Here is a 17,811-nt window from a genome sequence, read left to right as displayed (position 1 = left end):
GGTAGCGAAAACTACCGCCAACCCCTTAGCGCCGATTTGACCTTAATCAAACACGCACAAAAAAGCCCCCGCAGCGCGGGGGCAATAGGGTACATCACGGAAAACGTTGGTTTACAGCGTCAGGGCACCGGTGGCCAGTTGCCAGGCGGCAAACAAACCAAGCACGACAGCAATTGCGGCCAACACCATTTCGTTACGGGTAAAGGCGGCCAGCTTCTGCTCGCTACGGGCCTTCAGGTAGAACAGAATGCCTGGGGCGTACAGCACCATGGACAGCAGCAGGTATTTAGGGCCTGCCGCATACAGCAGCCAGCAACCGTAAACCGAGGCCAGCACGCCAACCACCAAGTCTTTACCTGCAGCACCTTCTTCACCCTTATAGCCATCCTTGCGCACGGCGATCATCGCAGCATACAGCGCACACAACAGGTAAGGGATCAGGATCATCGACGTAGCAAGATACAAGAGGTCGAGGTAAGCCGAACCATTGAACAGGGTGATGATCAGGAACAGTTGCACCAGACCATTGGTCAGCAGCAGCGCATTGACCGGAGCACCCTTGGCATTGGTCTTGCCCAGGAAAGCCGGCATGGTGCCGTCTTTACCGGCGAGGTATGGCACTTCGGCTGCGAGCAAGGTCCAGGCCAGCAGTGCACCGCCAACCGAGATAATCAGACCGGCATTCATCAGTGTCGCACCCCAGTCACCTACGGCAGCCTTGAGCACGCCAGCGGTAGACGGGTTCTTCAGCGCAGCCAGTTCAGGCTGGGACAGCACGCCCAGCGACAGCAGCGACACGGCAACGAACATCATGATGGACAGCGCAAAACCGATCATTGTCGCCTTGCCCACATCGGCCATCTTCTCGGCACGGCTGGAGAAAATCGACGCGCCTTCGATACCGATGAACACCCAGGTGGTTACCAGCATGGTGCTCTTGACCTGATCCAGCACGGAACCCAGTTCCGGACGTCCCCAGAAGTCGAGCTGGAAAGTTTCGATCTTGAAGGCAACAAATACCAGCACCAGGAACAGGCCCAGCGGAATCAGCTTGGCAACGGTGGTGATGATATTGATCATCGCCGCACCCTGAATGCCGCGGCAAATCAGGAAATGATAGGCCCACAGCAGCACGGACGAGCACAGGATGGCCGGCAGGGTGTTGCCCTCACCGAAGAATTCCAGGCCGGAAAAAGAACTGAAGGCAGAGAAGATCACCACGTAGTAAGACACGTTGCCGATCCACGCCGAGATCCAGTAACCCCAGGCCGAGTTAAAGCCCATATACGGACCGAAACCGGCGCGGGCATAACCGTAGACACCGCCTTCGATATCGGGCTTGCGGTTGGCCAGCGTCTGGAACACGAAAGCCAGCATCAGCATGCCGACGAAGGTAATCGCCCAGCCTATGATGATCGCACCGGCACCGGCCGATTTCGCCATATTCTGCGGCAGCGAGAAGATGCCTGCTGCAATCAGGGCACTGACGACCAGCGCGGTCAGCGCGCCGAGTTTCAGCTTGGGTTCGGCCGCGGGCGCGGCCCCTCCTTGTACGACTTCAGTCATGTTTTACTCCATTTCAATGAGTCGGAAGCCCATATGGCTTAGTGCAAGTATTCTTTGCGCACGTACTCGGAAGTCATGCATTGCAAGGCGCCGCCGTAGCTCAGCGCGAAGTAGATGGTGTCGCCGACCTGATAAGGCTGCGCAGTCTCGGTCACATCGAGAATCAGGTGGTCAGAGCTGCCGCCAATAATGCGTAGCGCAGGATCCAGCGGGATCAGGTCGTCGAAATTCACATCCTGTTTGCCGATAGCGCAGATGGCGCGCCGGCGGATACCCAGATCCTCGAATACCGGCTTGTTGCCAAAAGCATCCAGTGCAGTCGAATTGACAGGTACCGACGGTTTTTCCTTGAGCTCGATAATCTCGACCCCCAGACGCATGGTGTCCTGACTCGTGCCCGGAATCGGGTCGTCATTCAGACCGATGCCCATCAGCAAGGACGCGCCCAGACGCAGCTGGTTGATGCCGTCCGGCAAGCCGCCCCTAAGCAGCAAGGGCAATGCAGCGGAGCTGGCGCCGGAAACCACATGCAGCTTCACGCCCAGTTCATGCTCGATACGGTGTGCAATATCGACCAGTTGCTGCTGGTTTTCGGTAGAGGGTTCGACGCCGCCATAGCAGGCGAGATTGGTGCCCAGACCTTCGAGTTCGAGACCGGGCAACTCGCTGACCAGATGCGCCAGCGCCACGGTGTCGTCAGCATTGAAACAGCCCTCGCGCAAGTCGCCCAAGTCATGCATCACGATGATTTTGTGTACGCGCCCTTGCGCTACGGCTGCCGCAGACAGGGCCCGTATCGTGTGTTCTTCGGAGTTGAGCGAGATATCGGCGTAGCGCACCACATCCATGGCATCGCTTGCGGCGGGAATGCGCAGCAGCAGTTTTTGCGCAGGCAAGTCCTGCAGCTTTTCCAGATTATGGATACGCGAGTCGCCCAAGGTGCGGATGCCGCCATCGAGGTAGGCTTCAGCCACTTCATGCGAGCCGCAGGCCAGCTTGGTGATGCCGACCGGGTGGATGCCCGACGCCTCGCATAACTCGACCATTGCTTCGGCATTGGCACGCACCAGCGGCAGATCAACAAAGAGACAAGGCAAACTTTGGGACATGATTTCCTCCGGATTCCTGATTCTCAAAACCGGGCCTGACTAACAAGGCCCGTGGTCTTTGCTTGATCCGGAATGTACAGAGGAGAACAGAATGAATAAATTACTATGTAATCATATTCACTTTAGAAAAATGCAATGTATCGCCCATGAGCAAGGCAAGTGGAAGCAAACCCGCGGCAAAGAGAGCGATCACCGCGGGCATGGGTTTCATTTAAAGCGGGCAATCCAGACCGCGCGCCTGATACTCGGCAGCCAGCTTTTGTTTCAGGCAATCCGGACACAGACAATCGGCCACGCCCGGGGTGGGCGGCAGCACATTGGGCAGGTCATTGCACCAGCAAGTCCCGTCCTTAGCGCCGCTGCCACAAGCAAAGCCGGCACCGCACGCCTCGCACACCTTTTGCCTCACGGCTGGCTTAAGCGACAGCAAGCGCGCCCACACTGCCTTCTTGCCGGCATCACTCATCGCACTCCAGGCACCGATTTCATCGCGCGTGCGCTGGCAGCCGGTGCAATAGCGGCCGCTCTCATCCAGCTTGCACTGGCCAATACAGGGCGAGACCACGCTCATGCTTCATTTTCCCACGCAGCCAGGACGGCATCGCATTCGGCCAGCCAGCAGGCTTTTTGTGCGGATGGCAACCAGCTGGCCTCAAACCCGTTCTTGACCAGTTGCACAACATCATCCGCCGACAAGTCCAGCGCCTGACGGCAAGCCAGCAAATTCTCCCCCAGATAGCCGCCGAAATAAGCCGGGTCATCCGAATTCACCAGCGCGCACAAACCGGCATCGAGCATTTTTTTCAGCGGATGCACGGCAAGATCATCCACCACCTTGAGCTTGAGATTGGACAAGGGGCAAACGGTCAACGGCATGCGCGCCTGTGCCAGACGCGCGACCAGCGCCGCATCTTCCAGCGAACGTACACCGTGATCGATGCGGCACACCTGCAAACCCTCCAGCGCCTGCCACACATAGTCCGGCGGCCCCTCCTCTCCTGCATGCGCCACTACCGGCTTGCCCAGTTCGCGGCAACGGGCAAACAGGCGCGCGAATTTTTCCGGCGGATGGCCAAGCTCGCTCGAATCCAGGCCGAAGCCGTCTATCTCGTCAATAAACGGCAAAGCCTCGTCCAGCACGGCAAAGCCGTCGTCCTCGCTCAGATGGCGCAAGAAAGACAGGATCAGGCGCGAGCTCATGCCCCACTGCTGCTGTGCTTTAGCAAGCGCACGGCACAGGCCGCGATGCACGGTGGCATAGGGAACACCGCGGGCGGTATGGGTTTGCGGGTCGAAGAAGATTTCGGCGTGCACGATACGGTCGCCATGTGCGCGCTCAAGATAGGCCCAGGCCAGATCGAAAAAATCATCCTCAGTCAGCAATACGCCGGCACCGGCGTAATACAGGTCGAGAAAAGACTGCAGATTGGAAAAATCATAGGCGGCACGGACTTCTTCCACGCTGGCATACGGCAGGGCAACGGCGTTTTTCTGCGCCAAGGCAAACATCAGCTCCGGCTCCAGCGTGCCTTCAATATGCAGGTGCAGCTCGGTCTTGGGCAGACGGGCAATCAGTTCATCAACAGAATGGGGCATGACATCACAAAGACAGATGGGCGAGCGGCGATGATACCGTAAAGCCTGTCACCTGCGCGCCGTGCAAAAAAAACCAGAAATGCGTCTATGCTGGCACGGTACATCATCATTTATCAGGTACGTACAGGAGGAGAACTTTATGGGATGGATCATCACCCTGATTGTGGGGGGTCTGATCGGCTGGCTGGCCAGCAAGGTCATGGGCACTGACGCCCAGCAAGGCATTATCGCCAATGTCCTGGTCGGTATTATCGGCTCGGCACTCGGGCGCTGGGTGTTCGGCAGCGTGCTGGGCATCGGTGCAGCCGACAGCGCCGGCGCATTTTCACTGACCGGCCTGGGCTTCGGCATTCTGGGCGCCGTGATCTTGCTGTTTGTGCTGAAGCTGCTGGGTGTATTCAAGTAAGCGCCGCATCTACGAAAAGGATAATCCGTGAGATACAGCACTTTCTGCCAGCACGATGTTTTGCCCTTGTCTGGGGCTGCAGCGGCAATAATATATCGCCACCGCTAGTCTGAAAGCGATGCACCTGCCGGAACCAAGCGCTTCGCCATCACCTTGCATGACCCGTATGCACCAACTGGTGGTGGCAGGTGGCACAGGTTGATGACGAATACGGGTGAAGCCGGGGGTGCAAGGCGCCGGGCGCGTCCGGCTTATACTCGCATGCCGCACGTAAGCGACAAGCTCTTAAACCCGGGCTTCAACACGTGAAACAAGACCCTGCCCCGACACTACCTCCAGCTTTTTTAGCTGATCCTGCAACCCGGCATGCAGTTCCTGCAGCGCCTCGATGCCGGCATCGGCCTGTGCCTGCCGGCCCAATACCCGCCACTCGCACAAACGCGCAGCCTGTGCATGGACTTGATCATGCAAGGCTGCAGCCTGGGTCAAGGCCGGCAATGCCCCGTAACGCAGCAAGCCCTCGCCACCAAGCCATAAGCCCAGGCGACAACGCTTTGGATCCAGCGCGGGCTGAGCCACTTGTCCGCCGCGAAGATAGCGGACCATATGATCCATCCATGCCTGATGTTCCACTTGGGCAAATAGCAGCGGTAAATGATGGCGCTCAATCACCGCCACATCTTGCCAGGCCGGGTCGGGTCGCCAGAGCGCGGCCCAGTCCGGCAAGGCCGGCCCGGGCATAGGGCGCGCAATACCATAGCCCTGCGCCAGTTCGCACCCCAATTGCAGCAGCAGTTCGCCATGCGCGATGGTTTCCACGCCTTCGGCAATAAGCTGGCGCCGGAAAGTCGCGGCCAAACTGATCACGCCTTCCAGAATGGCCAAATCATCGGCATCTTCCAGCATGTCGCGCACAAAACTCTGATCCACCTTAAGCAGGACAACCGGCAAGCGTTTCAGATACGTCAGCGAGGAATAGCCGGTACCAAAATCATCCAGCGCAAACACAACACCGATCTCGCCGCATGCCGCGATCAGCTGCGATACCCCGCTCAGATCCTCCATGGCACTGGTTTCCAGCACCTCCAGTTCCAGATCGCCAGGCCGAACCGCCGGCTGTGCCGCCAATAGCGCCCGCAAGCGCGTGGCGAAACCGGCCTGTTGCAATTGGTATGCTCCGATATTGACGCTAACCGGTATATCCAGCCCTGCCTCCCGCCACGCCAGCATCTGGGCCAATGCGGTCGCAATCACCCACTCCCCCAGTTCAATGGCCAAAGGGTCATTCTCGATGGCCGACAGGAATTCGCCAGGTGGCAGCAAGCCTTGCTCTGGATGTTGCCAGCGTATCAGTGCCTCGGCCCCCACCACTTCACCGCTACGCATATTGACCTTGGGCTGGTAATACAGCACAAACTCGCCATCATTCAACGCCTGGCGCAAACGCTTCAGACTGGCATGGTGGTGGCGGATATTGCGATCTTCCTCCGCATCAAACAGGTGGAAGCGGTTACGTCCGGCCAGTTTGGCCTGATACATGGCCTGATCGGCCTGACGCAAGAGCTGGTCGGCATCTACTGCCTCCTGCTGCTGCGGATAAAACGTGACCCCCACACTGGCCGAAACCTGCAAGGCCTCACCATTCACCATCGCGGTCTGCGCTGCGGCATCCAGCAATCGGGCCAGAATGGGCTTGCAGGCTGCAGGCTCAGACAGGTCCGGCAGCACCGCGACAAACTCATCGCCGCCCAGACGAGCCAGCGTATCGCCATCCCGCAGGGCGTTTCGCATGCCATCGGCCAGCACAAGCAGCAACTGGTCGCCCGCTGCATGTCCATACTGGTCGTTGACTTCCTTGAAACCATCCAGATCCAGATAGACAACAGCCAGTGCATGCCCGCTTCTGGAGCTCTGCCTCATGGCCTGCTGCAATCTGTCCGCCAGCAAGATACGGTTGGGCAGACGGGTCAGCGCATCATAATGCGCCATGTATTCAAGCTGGTTTTGATGCGCCTTCAATGCGGAGATATCGGAAAACAGCGCCACATATTGCCGCGTACTGCCTGCGCTATCGCGTATGGCGCTGATTGTCACCATCTCGGCACAGATCTCGGCATTCTTGTGGCGGTTCCACAGTTCACCCGACCAATAGCCGCATATACCCAATTGCTGCCACAGCTCACTATAAAACGCATCCGGATGCCGGCCCGACTTGAACAGACGGGTGTTCTGCCCCAGCACTTCAGCGCGAGAATACCCACTCATCTGGCTGAACGCAGCATTGATATCAATGATTCTGCCATCAAGGCTGGTAATCATGATGCCCTCACGCGCATGAGTGAACACGCTCGCCGCCAGATGCAGCTTGTCCTCCGCCTGTTTGCGCTCAAGCGCGATACTGACCAGATGGGCAGACTGTTCAATAATCGCGATATCGCTGGTGCCAGGCTGGCGCACTTCGCGCGCATAGATGGCAAAAGTCCCCAGCACCTTGCCGGCGGATGACAATATCGGCTGCGACCAGCAAGCCGCCAGCCCGGCACGCGCTGCCAACTCCTTATATGGCGCCCAATAAGCATGTTGCTGGATATCCTCGACGATCACCCGCTGCCCGGTGATGGCCGCCGTTCCACAAGAGCCTACGCCGACCCCGATCTCGACGCCGTCAATAGCGGCAACATAAAACTCAGGCAGGCTCGGCGCTACGCTCTGGCCAAGATGGCGACCGTCTTCATCCAGCAGCAGGATACTGCACAACATGGCCGGGTCAACCTGCTCCACCCCCTGCACAATGGCCTGCAGCAACACCGGCAAGGAAGCGCCCTTCACCAGCAGTTCAAGGGTCTGGCTGCGGAACTGTTCGTATTTTTCAATGCGCTTGCTTTCGGTCATATCGGTAGAGATTCCGCACAAGGCATAAATCTCACCGGCAGCATTGCGTAGCGGCAACTTGACGGTCCAGTAGGTCGCGCAGCGCCCCTGCACCTGCAAATTGCTCTCTTCCGTGCGCAGCACCAGACCCTGATCCAGCACCTGACGGTCATTCAGGCACAAGCGGGCAGCCGTATCCGGGTCGAAAAAATGCTCATCCCTCTGCCCGACGACCTCCTCAAGAGAAGCGCCAAAAAAGGTCAGCACCGGGCGGTTGGCAAAGAGATAACGCCCTTCTGTATCTTTCAGATAAATACTTGCATCCACATTGGCCAGAATTTCCGACAACATGCTCCGGCTTTCCTGCAAGGCACGTTCACGCTGGGCCAGCTTGGCGAGCAAGCGGTTAAAACCGGCAATCAAACTGCCGATTTCATCATGGCGCTGGATAGGCAAGGCCGACACGGCAGGAGGCTGCTCTGCCAGTTGCGTCAACATACTGGCGGCCTGTTGCAAAGGTGAAAGCTGACGCCGCAGCAGCCACCAGATCAGCACACCGGCCAGCAAGGACAGCAGGCAAGCGGCCAGCAGCATGCGCTGCTGCATAGACTGGATAGGGGCAAATGCCTCTTCAGTAGGGAGTGAGGCCGTCAATACCCAACCGGCCAGCGGGATATCCTGGCTGGAAAGCAGCTCCTCCCCCCCCTGCTGGCTCGTGCCAATTGCCGAGCCGGCATTCTGCCGCAACAGGCGATCCGTCAGGGCATGAGTACCGGGTGCAGGTAACGGCTGCATAATGCGCAGCTTGTCGGAAGAGGTCACGACCAGCCGGTTCCGGCGATCGACAATGGCGTAATGGCCGCTCTTGCCGTAAGTGCTGCCAGTAATTTGATCGAGAAAATTGGGCTTGCCCAGATTGGTCACGCCGGATAAAGCCCCCACCACCCGGCCTTGCCCGTCACGAATAGGCACACTCATGCCGAAAACTGGCGCGCGCAAAGCTTTACCCATGATGGGTCGGCTAAAAGTGGCACGCCCCTCGAGCAAGGCGGCGGCAATCGTGTCGATATACAAATGGTTGGTACCGACACGCCCGACTGAACGCGGCGTCTCGGCGATGGCGACCCCGTCAGTCCGGTAAGCAAGAACGCCGCCGTTAAACATCGCCAGCAGCAAGGCCTGCTTATCCAGCAGCGCCTGCATCGCATGGTCATCGGCCAGTTGTGCCGGTTGCACGCTGGCCGCTACGACATGCAGTACCTGCATACGCTCGTCCAACTCATGGTTGACATGGTTGGCTATAAAGCTGACTGCCGACAGCTGCTGCTGGCTCAGCTGCTGCTGCATATCCTCACGCAGCATCCGGCTGACGTAGAACGTCAGCAAACAGATCCCGGCCATCAGTACAAAGAGAGCCGTAAAAGTGACCCGTGTCTTGAGCGAGCGCCACTGGAGGCGACCTAAATTCATATCGGCTTTCTACCGGCCGGCACAAGGACGGCAACATCAAACGCATGACAATCAGAACATGCCGCAACAATGGCATAGCCAATTTATACATAAGGCTTTTATTTAACAACCAAATAATACCATGGACATTACCGATAAGCGCCATGCCGCGCAAATAGCACGCCAGGCATTCAGGCAATGACTGACTCAAGAGCTTGCATCACTGCACGGAATCATTCTGTAGTTAGCAAGAGCCTGCTCACCATCTCGCGAGCTCGCGCGAGACAAGGCGCAAACGACGGAGAAAGCAGCATGCACATAGGGCACATGCGCATTTTCGAAGCCGTCTTTAACGCCGTATCACAGACACGCTGCAGATATAAACAGGTACTAAAAGCGCGCTTATTTTCCGCGCGTGAATACGCACCGCAACAGCTTGTGCACCTCCTCCAACAGCAGCGTACTCGCAACCCCCGCCTTGGGCAGGCCAAGCCCCTGCCGCGCCGATAATGGCCCGCAAAAAAGCCTCGCCGCCGAACGCAGCCAACAAGACTGCGCCCAGCAAAGCGAGGCCATCAGCAGCAGACATCCAGATCCTTCTATGGATGTGGGATGAGTCCTTCAGCACACCAGCACATCACACGGCGCGTAGTAGGCCAAAAAGCGCGGCACGCTGCCCATGATCGCTTCTTCAACGCGTCGGCCACCATGCTTGCCGACGACGATCAACTCCGCGCCCAGTTCGCGCACAGCTTCGGGCAAGGCCGGATTGATATCCCCATACACGATGCGGGCATCCTGAGTCAGCCCGGATGCAGCAAGCAGTGCATCCATGCGCGGTTGTGCAGCCTGCGCCTCTTTTTCCACATAGCGGCGGATGTCTTCCTCGGGAAAGCCCTTGTAACGCAGCGATGCCTCGAAAGGCGCCGTATACGCATATACGGCTGTCAGTTGCGCGCACCCGCCAACCCGGTGTGCCGCAGCGAGTACCACCGGTGAGCGCGGGCCGAGATCAACCGCAGCCACCACATGCTGATAGTCCGCCTCGACCAGTTCGCGCACGACCAGCACCGGGCAGGTCGACTGGGCAAGAATGCGTGCCGCCGTGCCGCCCAGGAAAAACTGCTGCAGCAGCCCCTTGCCATGGGCACCGATCAGCACAAGGTCGGGATGGAAAGTCTCAATGGCATCGGCAACCACACGGTGTGCGGCACCCTCACCGATCTCGCCACGCACATCCACGACGCCGGCCGCATCGGCCTCGGCCAATAGCGTACCAATATGGGCCTCGGCCGCGGCACGCATCTGCTGCGCGACCTGAGCGTGAGCGCCGAACACCGCCTGCAAAGTGGAAAAGCGCGGCAAGGCATGCACCAGCAGCAGCTTGGCGCCGTCGCGCGCGGCAAGACGGGCAGCGCGGCGCACCGCCGCGTTGCCCAGCGGAGAAAAATCAGTGGTGACCAGAATACGTTCGAGTGCAGGCATTTCGTTCTCCATAACGACTTTGTCATGCCCGTTCGTCTGTAGCCATTTAGATTAGTTCCCGATAGGATTCAGCCACTTACAGTGGCAAATACGACCGTACCTATTACCACGCCGACACATCGCACGCCCCTGCGCCAGCCATGCCCTCGATATCCCGGCCCTGGACGGCTACACCATCAGTAGCACGCGCCGGATATGGCAATGACGAACCGGCCTAATAAAGTGGGAAAACATGACACCCGCAGCGACTGCCCGTTTTTTAAGCAGCCACACGCGGCGCAGCACCAGGACTACACCTGCAGCCATGTGTCCACAGCCTATCCACAAGCTTGTCCGCTATACCTGTGAAAATCCGTGCGTCTGCCAGGCATGAACTTCGCCACAGGTGACGCACCACCGGAATCCGTGAGGCCACACACGTCGCAATCGGCAGCACACTGTCTGCGGCCAACATGCTGCAGGCAAAAGCAGACTGCCCGTTGCTGCTCGCGCATTGAGCCCTCGCACAATAAAAAAACGCCGCCAAGGCTTTACCCTGACGGCGTGATTGCAGTGCGGAGCGTTTACTGGGCTGCGGATGCGTTACCAGCCTTAACACCACCGCCTACGGTTTCCAGTACGACCCAGTCGCCGTTTTTCACCTGATAAACGGTAATACCGCCATCTTTCAGATCGCCCTTGTCATCGTACGCCCAGTTGCTGGTGGTCACGCCATCGGTGTAGGCATTTTTCGCCAGCTCCGGCAGATACTTGGCAGGCTCGGTGGAATCGGCTTTCTTCATGGCGGCAATCATGGCGCGCGCCGCGTCATAGCCATATGGAGAGTAGGTCGCCACATCGCTCTGGAAACGTGCCTTGTAGCGGGTTTCGTAATCCTTGCCCTTAGGCATATCGGCCAATGGCAAACCGGCCAGCGAAGCGATGGTGCCTTCAGCCTCCTTGCCGGCCAGCTTGACGAAGTTCGGCGTCTTGGTCATTTCGCCGGATACCAGCGGTGCCTTGATACTCAGGCGCTTCATCTGCTTGGCCATAGGCGCGGACTGCGCATCGGCACCACCAAAGAACACCACATCCGGGTTCTGGCCCTTGATGCTGGTCAGAATCGCGGCAAAATCGGTGGCCTTGTCATTGGTAAACTCGCGCTTGACCACTTTGCCGCCGGCAGCCTGTACCGCTTTTTCAAACTCGTCGGCCAGGCCCTGACCATAGGCGGTGCGATCATCAATGATCACGATATTCTTGGCGCCCAGCTTTTCAACGACAAACTTGCCCATGACCGAGCCTTGCTGGGTATCGGACGTCATCGAACGGAAGGTGGTCTTGTAGCCTTGCTGGGTAAACGCCGGCGCAGTCGCCATCGCGACCATAGGAATGCCAGCATCGGCATAAATCTTGGAAGCAGGAATCGAGGTGCCGGAGTTGAAGTGGCCAACCATGCCGCTCACTTTGCTATCGACAAACTTCTGCGCAACCTGGGTGGCTGTTTTAGGGTCGGCCTGATCATCTTCCGCCACCAGTTCAAACGTCACCGGCTGCCCGCCGATAACCGGCTTTTCAGCATTTGCGTCTTCAATCGCCAGCGTCACACCATTTTTGTACTCTTCGCCATAATGCGCCTGCGGGCCGGTCAATGGCGCGGCAAAGCCGATCTGGACCACAGTCGCGCCCGCTGCAGCAGTTGCGGCCGAGGCATCGGCAGCCGGCGCGGCCGCTTCGTCTTTTTTACCGCAAGCGGTCAGGGCCAGCGCGGCCGCAACGGCCAGGGTCAGGGTCGAACGTCGGGTGAAATGCATGGTGTTCCTCTTTGTCTAGATGCAAATGTCTGTTATGCAGACTTTTATATGGCTGCAGCGCCGATAACGCCGCCGGCATATTGCGCTGACCGGCGGCAAAAAACAAGATGCTGTTTACTCGGTCAAGCTCATCAGGCTGGCATTGCCCCCCGCTGCCGTGGTGTTGACCGACAAGGCCCGCTCGACCAGCAGACGGTAAAGGTTGCAAACACCCGCTTTGGCTTCGATCAGCGGGATAATCGCGCCATCGCGTGCCGCCAGCTCGAGGCGCAAGGCACTTGCCCCTGCGCTGTTGCCATCATGCAACACTGCATCAACTTCTGCTTGTTGCGGCGCATCCGCCAGCCCAAGCCACGGTGCCAATGCCTCGGCCAGTACGGCATTCTCGGCATGACGCAACACCAGCACCCGGTTACCGGTGGCAAATGCCGCCACCAGCATGCCCAGCAAACTCTCCCTATCTTCACTCAGACAAGCCACGACCCCGCGCGGCGCAAAACGCAGGGTATTGTGCTCGCCGGTCGGTCCGGGCAGGACACAGTTCAGGCCCAGCGGACTATTCGCGCGAGCCCAATTCAAGCGCGCACGTAAAGCCGTCTGCGCCTCGGTCGGCGCCAGTGCCGGCAAGGCCGCTTGCAGCGCATCCAGCGCCGGCAAGGCGACAGGAGCAAGCTGCCCAAGTTCAGGGTTCCACGCGCCACGGGTCAAGCGGTACAAATAAAGCGGGCCGCCGGCCTTGGGCCCGGTGCCGGACTTGCCCTCGCCACCAAATGGCTGCACGCCGACCACGGCGCCGACGATATTGCGGTTGATATAGACGTTACCGGCCTTCACCCCTTGCGCGATACGCGCCATGGTTTCGTCGATGCGGGTATGCACGCCGTGGGTCAGGCCGTAGCCGGTGGCGTTAATCTCGGCTATCACGCGATCCAGCTCCGATGCGTCGTAACGCAGCACATGCAGCACCGGGCCGAATACCTCGCGCTTAAGCTCGGACAAATCGGAAATTTCCAACAGCACCGGCGCGACAAAGCTGCCGTTCGCGCACGCGTCCGGCAATGCCAGCTGGTGCACGTCGCGCGCTACGGCGCGCATATGCTCGATATGCGCAAGCAAGCCGGCACGCGCCTCTTCGTCGATCACCGGACCGATATCGGTATTGAAGCGCGCCGGGTTGCCGATAGAGAGCTCGTTCATCGCCCCCTTGAGCATGGTGATCACCTTGTCGGCGATATCGCGCTGCAGATAAAGCACACGCAGCGCCGAGCAGCGCTGACCGGCCGAATCAAAGGCCGAGTTCAACACATCGCTCACCACTTGCTCGGGCAAGGCCGAGCTGTCGACGATCATCGCGTTCTGGCCGCCGGTTTCGGCAATCAGCGCCACTTCGTCCTGCCGCTTGGCCAGCGTGCGGTTGATCAGCTGCGCCACCTCGGTCGAACCGGTAAAGATCACGCCCTGTACCCGCGCGTCTGCCGTCAGCGCGGCACCGACCACCTCGCCGCGGCCGGGCAGCAATTGCAGCACATCGCGCGGCACGCCGGCCTCGTGCAGCAGGCGCACGGCAAACGCGGCAATCAACGGTGTCTGCTCGGCCGGCTTGGCCAGCACGGTATTGCCGGCGGCCAGCGCCGCCACCACTTCACCGGTAAAGATCGCCAGCGGGAAGTTCCACGGGCTGATGCACACCACCGGCCCCAGCGCCGGGTTGGCCGCGTTGTCGAAATTCGCCGCTACTTCGCTGGCGTAATAACGGCAGAAGTCCACCGCCTCGCGCACTTCGGCAATGGCGTTAGCCAGCGTCTTGCCCGCCTCGCGCACCGCCAGCGCCATCAGGGCCGGCATGTTTTCTTCCATCAAGTCCGCCATGCGCATCAAGCATGCCGCACGTGCCGCCGGCGCCGTTGCCGCCCACTCGGGCGCGGCGGCAGCGGAAAACGCCAGCGCACGGCCGACGTCAGCCACGCTCGCTTCGATCACGCTGCCGACCACGTCGCTGCGCTCGGCCGGGTTGACCACCGCCAGCGCCGTGCCGTCGCGCACATCGCCGTCGGCCAGCATCGGACATGCCTGCCAGCTTTGCGCTTCGGCGTTAGAGAGTGCGATCTGCAGGCTGGCTAACACCTGTTCATTGGCCAGATCCTGCCCGCGAGAATTGGTGCGCGCTGGCGCAAACAGCGCCGCCGGCAGCGCGATCTTGCCGTGCGGCGCACCGCCAAGCTCGGCGGCCTGCACGACCGGGTCGGCCACCAGTTCGGAGATCGAAACATTCTCGTCGACGATGCGGTTCACAAACGACGAGTTGGCTCCGTTCTCCAGCAAGCGGCGCACCAGATAAGCAAGCAGCGTCTCGTGCGAGCCGACCGGCGCGTAGATGCGGCACGGCTTGTCCAGGTGGTCCTTGCCGACCACCTGGTCGTACAGCGTCTCGCCCATGCCGTGCAGGCACTGGAATTCGTAGTCCTTGCCGGCGGCCAGATGGTAGACGGCCGACAGGGTGTAGGCGTTGTGTGAGGCAAACTGCGGATAGATCGCGTCCTGCGCTGCCAGCAGCTTTTTCGCGCAGGCAAGATAGGACACATCGGTGTAGACCTTGCGCGTATACACCGGGAAGCCGGACAGGCCGTCGACCTGGGCGCGCTTGATTTCGGCGTCCCAGTACGCGCCCTTGACCAAGCGCACCATAAAGCGGTGATTCGTGCGGCGCGCCAGATCGACCAGATAGTCGATCACATACGGGCAGCGCTTCTGGTAGGCCTGTACCACGATGCCGATGCCGGCAAAGCCGGCCAGATCAGGGTCCGCCGCCAGCGCCTCGATCAGGTCGAGCGAGATTTCCAGCCGGTCGGCTTCTTCGGCATCGATATTGAGGCCGATATCGTACTGCTTGGCCAGCAAAAACAGCCCCTTCAGGCGCGGCAACAGTTCCGCCATCATGCGCGCGTGCTGCATGCGGCTGTAGCGCGGGTGGATGGCGGACAGCTTGACCGAAATCCCTGGCCCCTGATAGACGCCGCGCCCGGCTGAAGCCTGGCCGATGGCGTGGATGGCCGTCACATAGTCGGCCAGATAGCGCTGGGCATCGGCCTCGGTCAGCGCCGCCTCGCCCAGCATGTCGTAAGAGAAGCGGTAGCCGCGCGCCTCGCGTGCCTTGCCGTTTTCCAGTGCCTCGCCTATGGTCTCGCCGGTGACGAACTGCTTGCCCAGCATGCGCATTGCCATGTCCACACCCTTGCGGATCAGCGGCTCGCCGCCCTTGGCGATCATGCGCGTCAGCGCCGAACCCAGCCCCTGCTCGCTATGCGAGCCCACCAGTTTGCCGGTCACCACCAGCCCCCACGCTGCGGCGTTCACAAATAAGGAGGCGCTATTGCCCAGATGGCGCTTCCAGTCGCCCTTGGCGATCTTGTCGCGGATCAGGCGATCGGCGGTGGCTTTGTCCGGAATGCGCAACAGCGCCTCGGCCAGGCACATCAGCGCCACGCCCTCTTCGGAGTCCAGCGTGAATTCGTGCATCAGCGCATCCACCCCGCTGGCTTTGCTGCGTTCGCGCCTCACCTCGCCCACCAGCTGGCTGGCCAGGCCCTGTACCGATTCGACCATTTCGGCGGACATGGCCGCCTGCGGCAACAGGCTTTGCACACACTCACGCTCGTCGCGGCGGTAGGCGGAAGTGATGGCATCGCGTAGCGGGGTCTGGCTATGGGCAAACGGCAAAAATTGCATGGTGCGTCCTTAAGTAGGCAAAGCGATCCGAGTCGATATTGAAGATTGTATCCAATTGGTAATATTTTGCTCGCTTTTGTCATGTTTTGGCTAATTTAAATACGCCACTGTCGCCCATGGACAACAGCCGACGGCACTACAATATGCGAAGCATCTAACCGGAAAAAAAACAAATGAACACACAGCGCTGCCCATGGTGCGGGGACGATCCCTTATATATCACCTACCACGACACCGAATGGGGCGTGCCCAGCCATGATGACCATCATCTGTTCGAGATGCTGCTACTGGAAGGCGCACAGGCCGGCCTGTCGTGGATCACCATTCTCAGAAAACGCGAAGGCTACCGCCGCGCCTTTCACGGTTTCGATCCGGTACGGGTGGCCGCGATGAGCGATGCCGAACTGACTGCACTGCAGCAAGATGCGGCCATCGTGCGCAACCGGCTGAAAATCGCCAGCGCACGGCGCAATGCGCGCGTGTTTGTCGCCATGCAGCAGGCGCATGGCAGTTTTGCTGCCTGGCTGTGGGCACATGTGGATGGAAAACCGCTGGTCAACCGCCCTGAGAGCATGGCCGAAGTGCCGGCCAGTACCCCGCTGTCGGATGCCATCAGCCGCGAGCTAAAGCAGGCGGGAATGAATTTTGTCGGCAGCACCATCATCTACGCCTTCCTGCAGGCGACCGGCGTCGTCAATGATCATCTGCGATCCTGCCCTGCCGCCCAGCAAAAAATGCGCTCATAAGCCACACTGATGCAGGCATAGCAGGCAGGGAGAACAGCATGCGCTGGAAAGACAAGCGTGAAAGCGACAATATCGAAGACCGCCGCGGCATGGGCGCAGCTCCCCGCCTTGGCGGCGGCAAGATCGGCCTTGGCACCATCGCCATCGCACTCTTGGCGTGGTGGCTGTTCGATATCAACCCGATGCAGATACTCGGCATGGTCGGCAATGGCCCGCAGCAGGTACAGCACGTGCCGGCGAGCAAGGTGGCTCCCGATGACGAGATGGGCCGCTTTGTCTCGGTGGTACTGGCCGACACCGAAGATGTCTGGGGCGAACTGTTCCGCCAGCAGGGCAAGACCTATCAGGCGCCGACGCTGGTGCTGTTCTCCGGCCGCACGCCCACAGCCTGCGGCCAGGGCTCGGCGGCGATGGGGCCGTTCTACTGCCCGCTGGACAGCAAGGTATATATCGATCTGGACTTCTACCGCACCTTGCACACGCAACTGGGGGCGCCGGGGGACTTCGCCCAGGCTTATGTGATCGCGCACGAAATCGGCCACCATGTACAAAACCAGCTGGGCATTTCGGACAAGGTGCGCCAGCTGCGTAGCAAAATGGGCGAGGCCGAAGGCAATGCACTATCGGTGCGGCAGGAGTTGCAGGCCGACTGTCTGGCCGGGGTCTGGGCCCACCACGCCGACCGGGCGCGCTCGCTGCTGGAAGCGGGCGATCTGGAAGAAGGCCTGAACGCGGCCTCCAGGATAGGCGACGATAACCTGCAACGCTCGGCAGGACAGGCGGTGGTGCCGGACAGCTTTACCCATGGCACGAGCGAGCAGCGCGTACGCTGGTTCCGCCGCGGTTTCGACACAGGCCAGATGCAGCAGTGCGACACCTTTGCCGCCGCCAGCCTGTAGTAAGGCGCATATGGATGGCGGCCCGGCCTCTGCCCGGCGGCCACCTCCGGCACGGCATCAGCAAGAGATGCGCGATGGGAACGCATCTGGCAACAGGCACCGCTCCCAGACAGCGCTTGTTGCGATCTTCACTGCCCGGCCATAAGCATCTCAAGGCCCTGATCC

The 17,811-nt window shown here is 60.0% G+C and carries 11 protein-coding genes; 3 read left to right on the top strand and 8 right to left on the bottom strand.

Annotated features, from left to right (window positions below; all coding sequences use genetic code 11):
• Positions 1-111: 111 nt before the first annotated feature.
• From arcD to GQF02_RS04130, 4 genes are all read right to left on the bottom strand, one after another.
• The gene (gene arcD / locus GQF02_RS04145; RefSeq protein ID WP_124736017.1) at positions 112-1,566 is read right to left on the bottom strand and encodes an arginine-ornithine antiporter; all 1,455 of its coding nucleotides are present in this window, start codon (positions 1,564-1,566) and stop codon (positions 112-114) included.
• Positions 1,567-1,604: 38 nt separating this feature from the next.
• A complete protein-coding gene (locus tag GQF02_RS04140; RefSeq protein ID WP_124736018.1) occupies positions 1,605-2,675 on the bottom strand; it encodes an alanine/ornithine racemase family PLP-dependent enzyme in 1,071 nt (356 codons plus the stop codon).
• Positions 2,676-2,886: 211 nt separating this feature from the next.
• Positions 2,887-3,246, bottom strand: coding sequence for a cysteine-rich CWC family protein (locus tag GQF02_RS04135; RefSeq protein ID WP_124736019.1), 360 nt, complete (start codon positions 3,244-3,246; stop codon positions 2,887-2,889).
• Entirely contained in the window at positions 3,243-4,271 is a 1,029-nt protein-coding gene (locus tag GQF02_RS04130) for an adenosine deaminase (RefSeq protein WP_160795071.1), read from the bottom strand. Before GQF02_RS04130 ends, GQF02_RS04135 begins: the two co-directional genes overlap by 4 nt.
• A 139-nt stretch (positions 4,272-4,410) precedes the next feature.
• Here GQF02_RS04130 and GQF02_RS04125 point away from each other — a divergent pair, with 139 nt between their 5' ends.
• Positions 4,411-4,677, top strand: a complete 267-nt coding sequence (locus GQF02_RS04125) for a GlsB/YeaQ/YmgE family stress response membrane protein (RefSeq protein ID WP_124736021.1) — start codon at positions 4,411-4,413, stop codon at positions 4,675-4,677.
• Between the two features lie 285 nt (positions 4,678-4,962).
• Here the strand turns inward: GQF02_RS04125 and GQF02_RS04115 are convergent, their stop codons facing one another.
• From GQF02_RS04115 to putA, 4 genes are all read right to left on the bottom strand, one after another.
• The gene (locus GQF02_RS04115; protein WP_160795069.1) at positions 4,963-9,018 is read right to left on the bottom strand and encodes a bifunctional diguanylate cyclase/phosphodiesterase; all 4,056 of its coding nucleotides are present in this window, start codon (positions 9,016-9,018) and stop codon (positions 4,963-4,965) included.
• Between the two features lie 600 nt (positions 9,019-9,618).
• Positions 9,619-10,482, bottom strand: coding sequence for a universal stress protein (locus GQF02_RS04110; protein ID WP_160795067.1), 864 nt, complete (start codon positions 10,480-10,482; stop codon positions 9,619-9,621).
• A 563-nt stretch (positions 10,483-11,045) separates the two neighbouring features.
• The gene (locus GQF02_RS04105; protein ID WP_160795065.1) at positions 11,046-12,275 is read right to left on the bottom strand and encodes a branched-chain amino acid ABC transporter substrate-binding protein; all 1,230 of its coding nucleotides are present in this window, start codon (positions 12,273-12,275) and stop codon (positions 11,046-11,048) included.
• A gap of 114 nt (positions 12,276-12,389) precedes the next feature.
• Complete coding sequence (gene putA, locus GQF02_RS04100) at positions 12,390-16,001, bottom strand: trifunctional transcriptional regulator/proline dehydrogenase/L-glutamate gamma-semialdehyde dehydrogenase (protein ID WP_160795063.1); 3,612 nt, start codon at positions 15,999-16,001, stop codon at positions 12,390-12,392.
• A gap of 173 nt (positions 16,002-16,174) precedes the next feature.
• On the opposite strand from putA, the gene GQF02_RS04095 reads away from it, so the two are divergent.
• Together GQF02_RS04095 and ypfJ are read left to right on the top strand one after the other, a co-directional pair.
• Positions 16,175-16,747 carry a DNA-3-methyladenine glycosylase I gene (locus GQF02_RS04095; protein ID WP_160795061.1) on the top strand — a complete coding sequence of 191 codons (573 nt, stop codon included), beginning with the start codon at positions 16,175-16,177 and terminating at the stop codon, positions 16,745-16,747.
• A 38-nt stretch (positions 16,748-16,785) separates the two neighbouring features.
• Complete coding sequence (ypfJ, locus tag GQF02_RS04090; protein WP_160795059.1) at positions 16,786-17,646, top strand: KPN_02809 family neutral zinc metallopeptidase; 861 nt, start codon at positions 16,786-16,788, stop codon at positions 17,644-17,646.
• Positions 17,647-17,811 lie beyond the last annotated feature (165 nt).

Origin of the sequence: Craterilacuibacter sinensis, from assembly GCF_009831765.1 — a bacterium.
GTDB classification, from domain to species: Bacteria; Pseudomonadota; Gammaproteobacteria; order Burkholderiales; family Chromobacteriaceae; genus Craterilacuibacter; species Craterilacuibacter sinensis.
This window is presented reverse-complemented; position numbering and strand designations above follow the sequence as displayed.

Bases quoted from the DNA above. Each gene is read 5' to 3' on its own strand.
- GQF02_RS04095 (WP_160795061.1), top strand. From the start codon at position 16,175: ATGAACACACAGCGCTGCCCATGGTGCGGGGACGATCCCTTATATATC.
- putA (WP_160795063.1), bottom strand. From the start codon at position 16,001: ATGCAATTTTTGCCGTTTGCCCATAGCCAGACCCCGCTACGCGATGCC.
- GQF02_RS04105 (WP_160795065.1), bottom strand. From the start codon at position 12,275: ATGCATTTCACCCGACGTTCGACCCTGACCCTGGCCGTTGCGGCCGCG.
- GQF02_RS04110 (WP_160795067.1), bottom strand. From the start codon at position 10,482: ATGCCTGCACTCGAACGTATTCTGGTCACCACTGATTTTTCTCCGCTG.
- arcD (WP_124736017.1), bottom strand. From the start codon at position 1,566: ATGACTGAAGTCGTACAAGGAGGGGCCGCGCCCGCGGCCGAACCCAAG.
- GQF02_RS04130 (WP_160795071.1), bottom strand. From the start codon at position 4,271: ATGCCCCATTCTGTTGATGAACTGATTGCCCGTCTGCCCAAGACCGAG.
- ypfJ (WP_160795059.1), top strand. From the start codon at position 16,786: ATGCGCTGGAAAGACAAGCGTGAAAGCGACAATATCGAAGACCGCCGC.
- GQF02_RS04125 (WP_124736021.1), top strand. From the start codon at position 4,411: ATGGGATGGATCATCACCCTGATTGTGGGGGGTCTGATCGGCTGGCTG.
- GQF02_RS04115 (WP_160795069.1), bottom strand. From the start codon at position 9,018: ATGAATTTAGGTCGCCTCCAGTGGCGCTCGCTCAAGACACGGGTCACT.
- GQF02_RS04135 (WP_124736019.1), bottom strand. From the start codon at position 3,246: ATGAGCGTGGTCTCGCCCTGTATTGGCCAGTGCAAGCTGGATGAGAGC.
- GQF02_RS04140 (WP_124736018.1), bottom strand. From the start codon at position 2,675: ATGTCCCAAAGTTTGCCTTGTCTCTTTGTTGATCTGCCGCTGGTGCGT.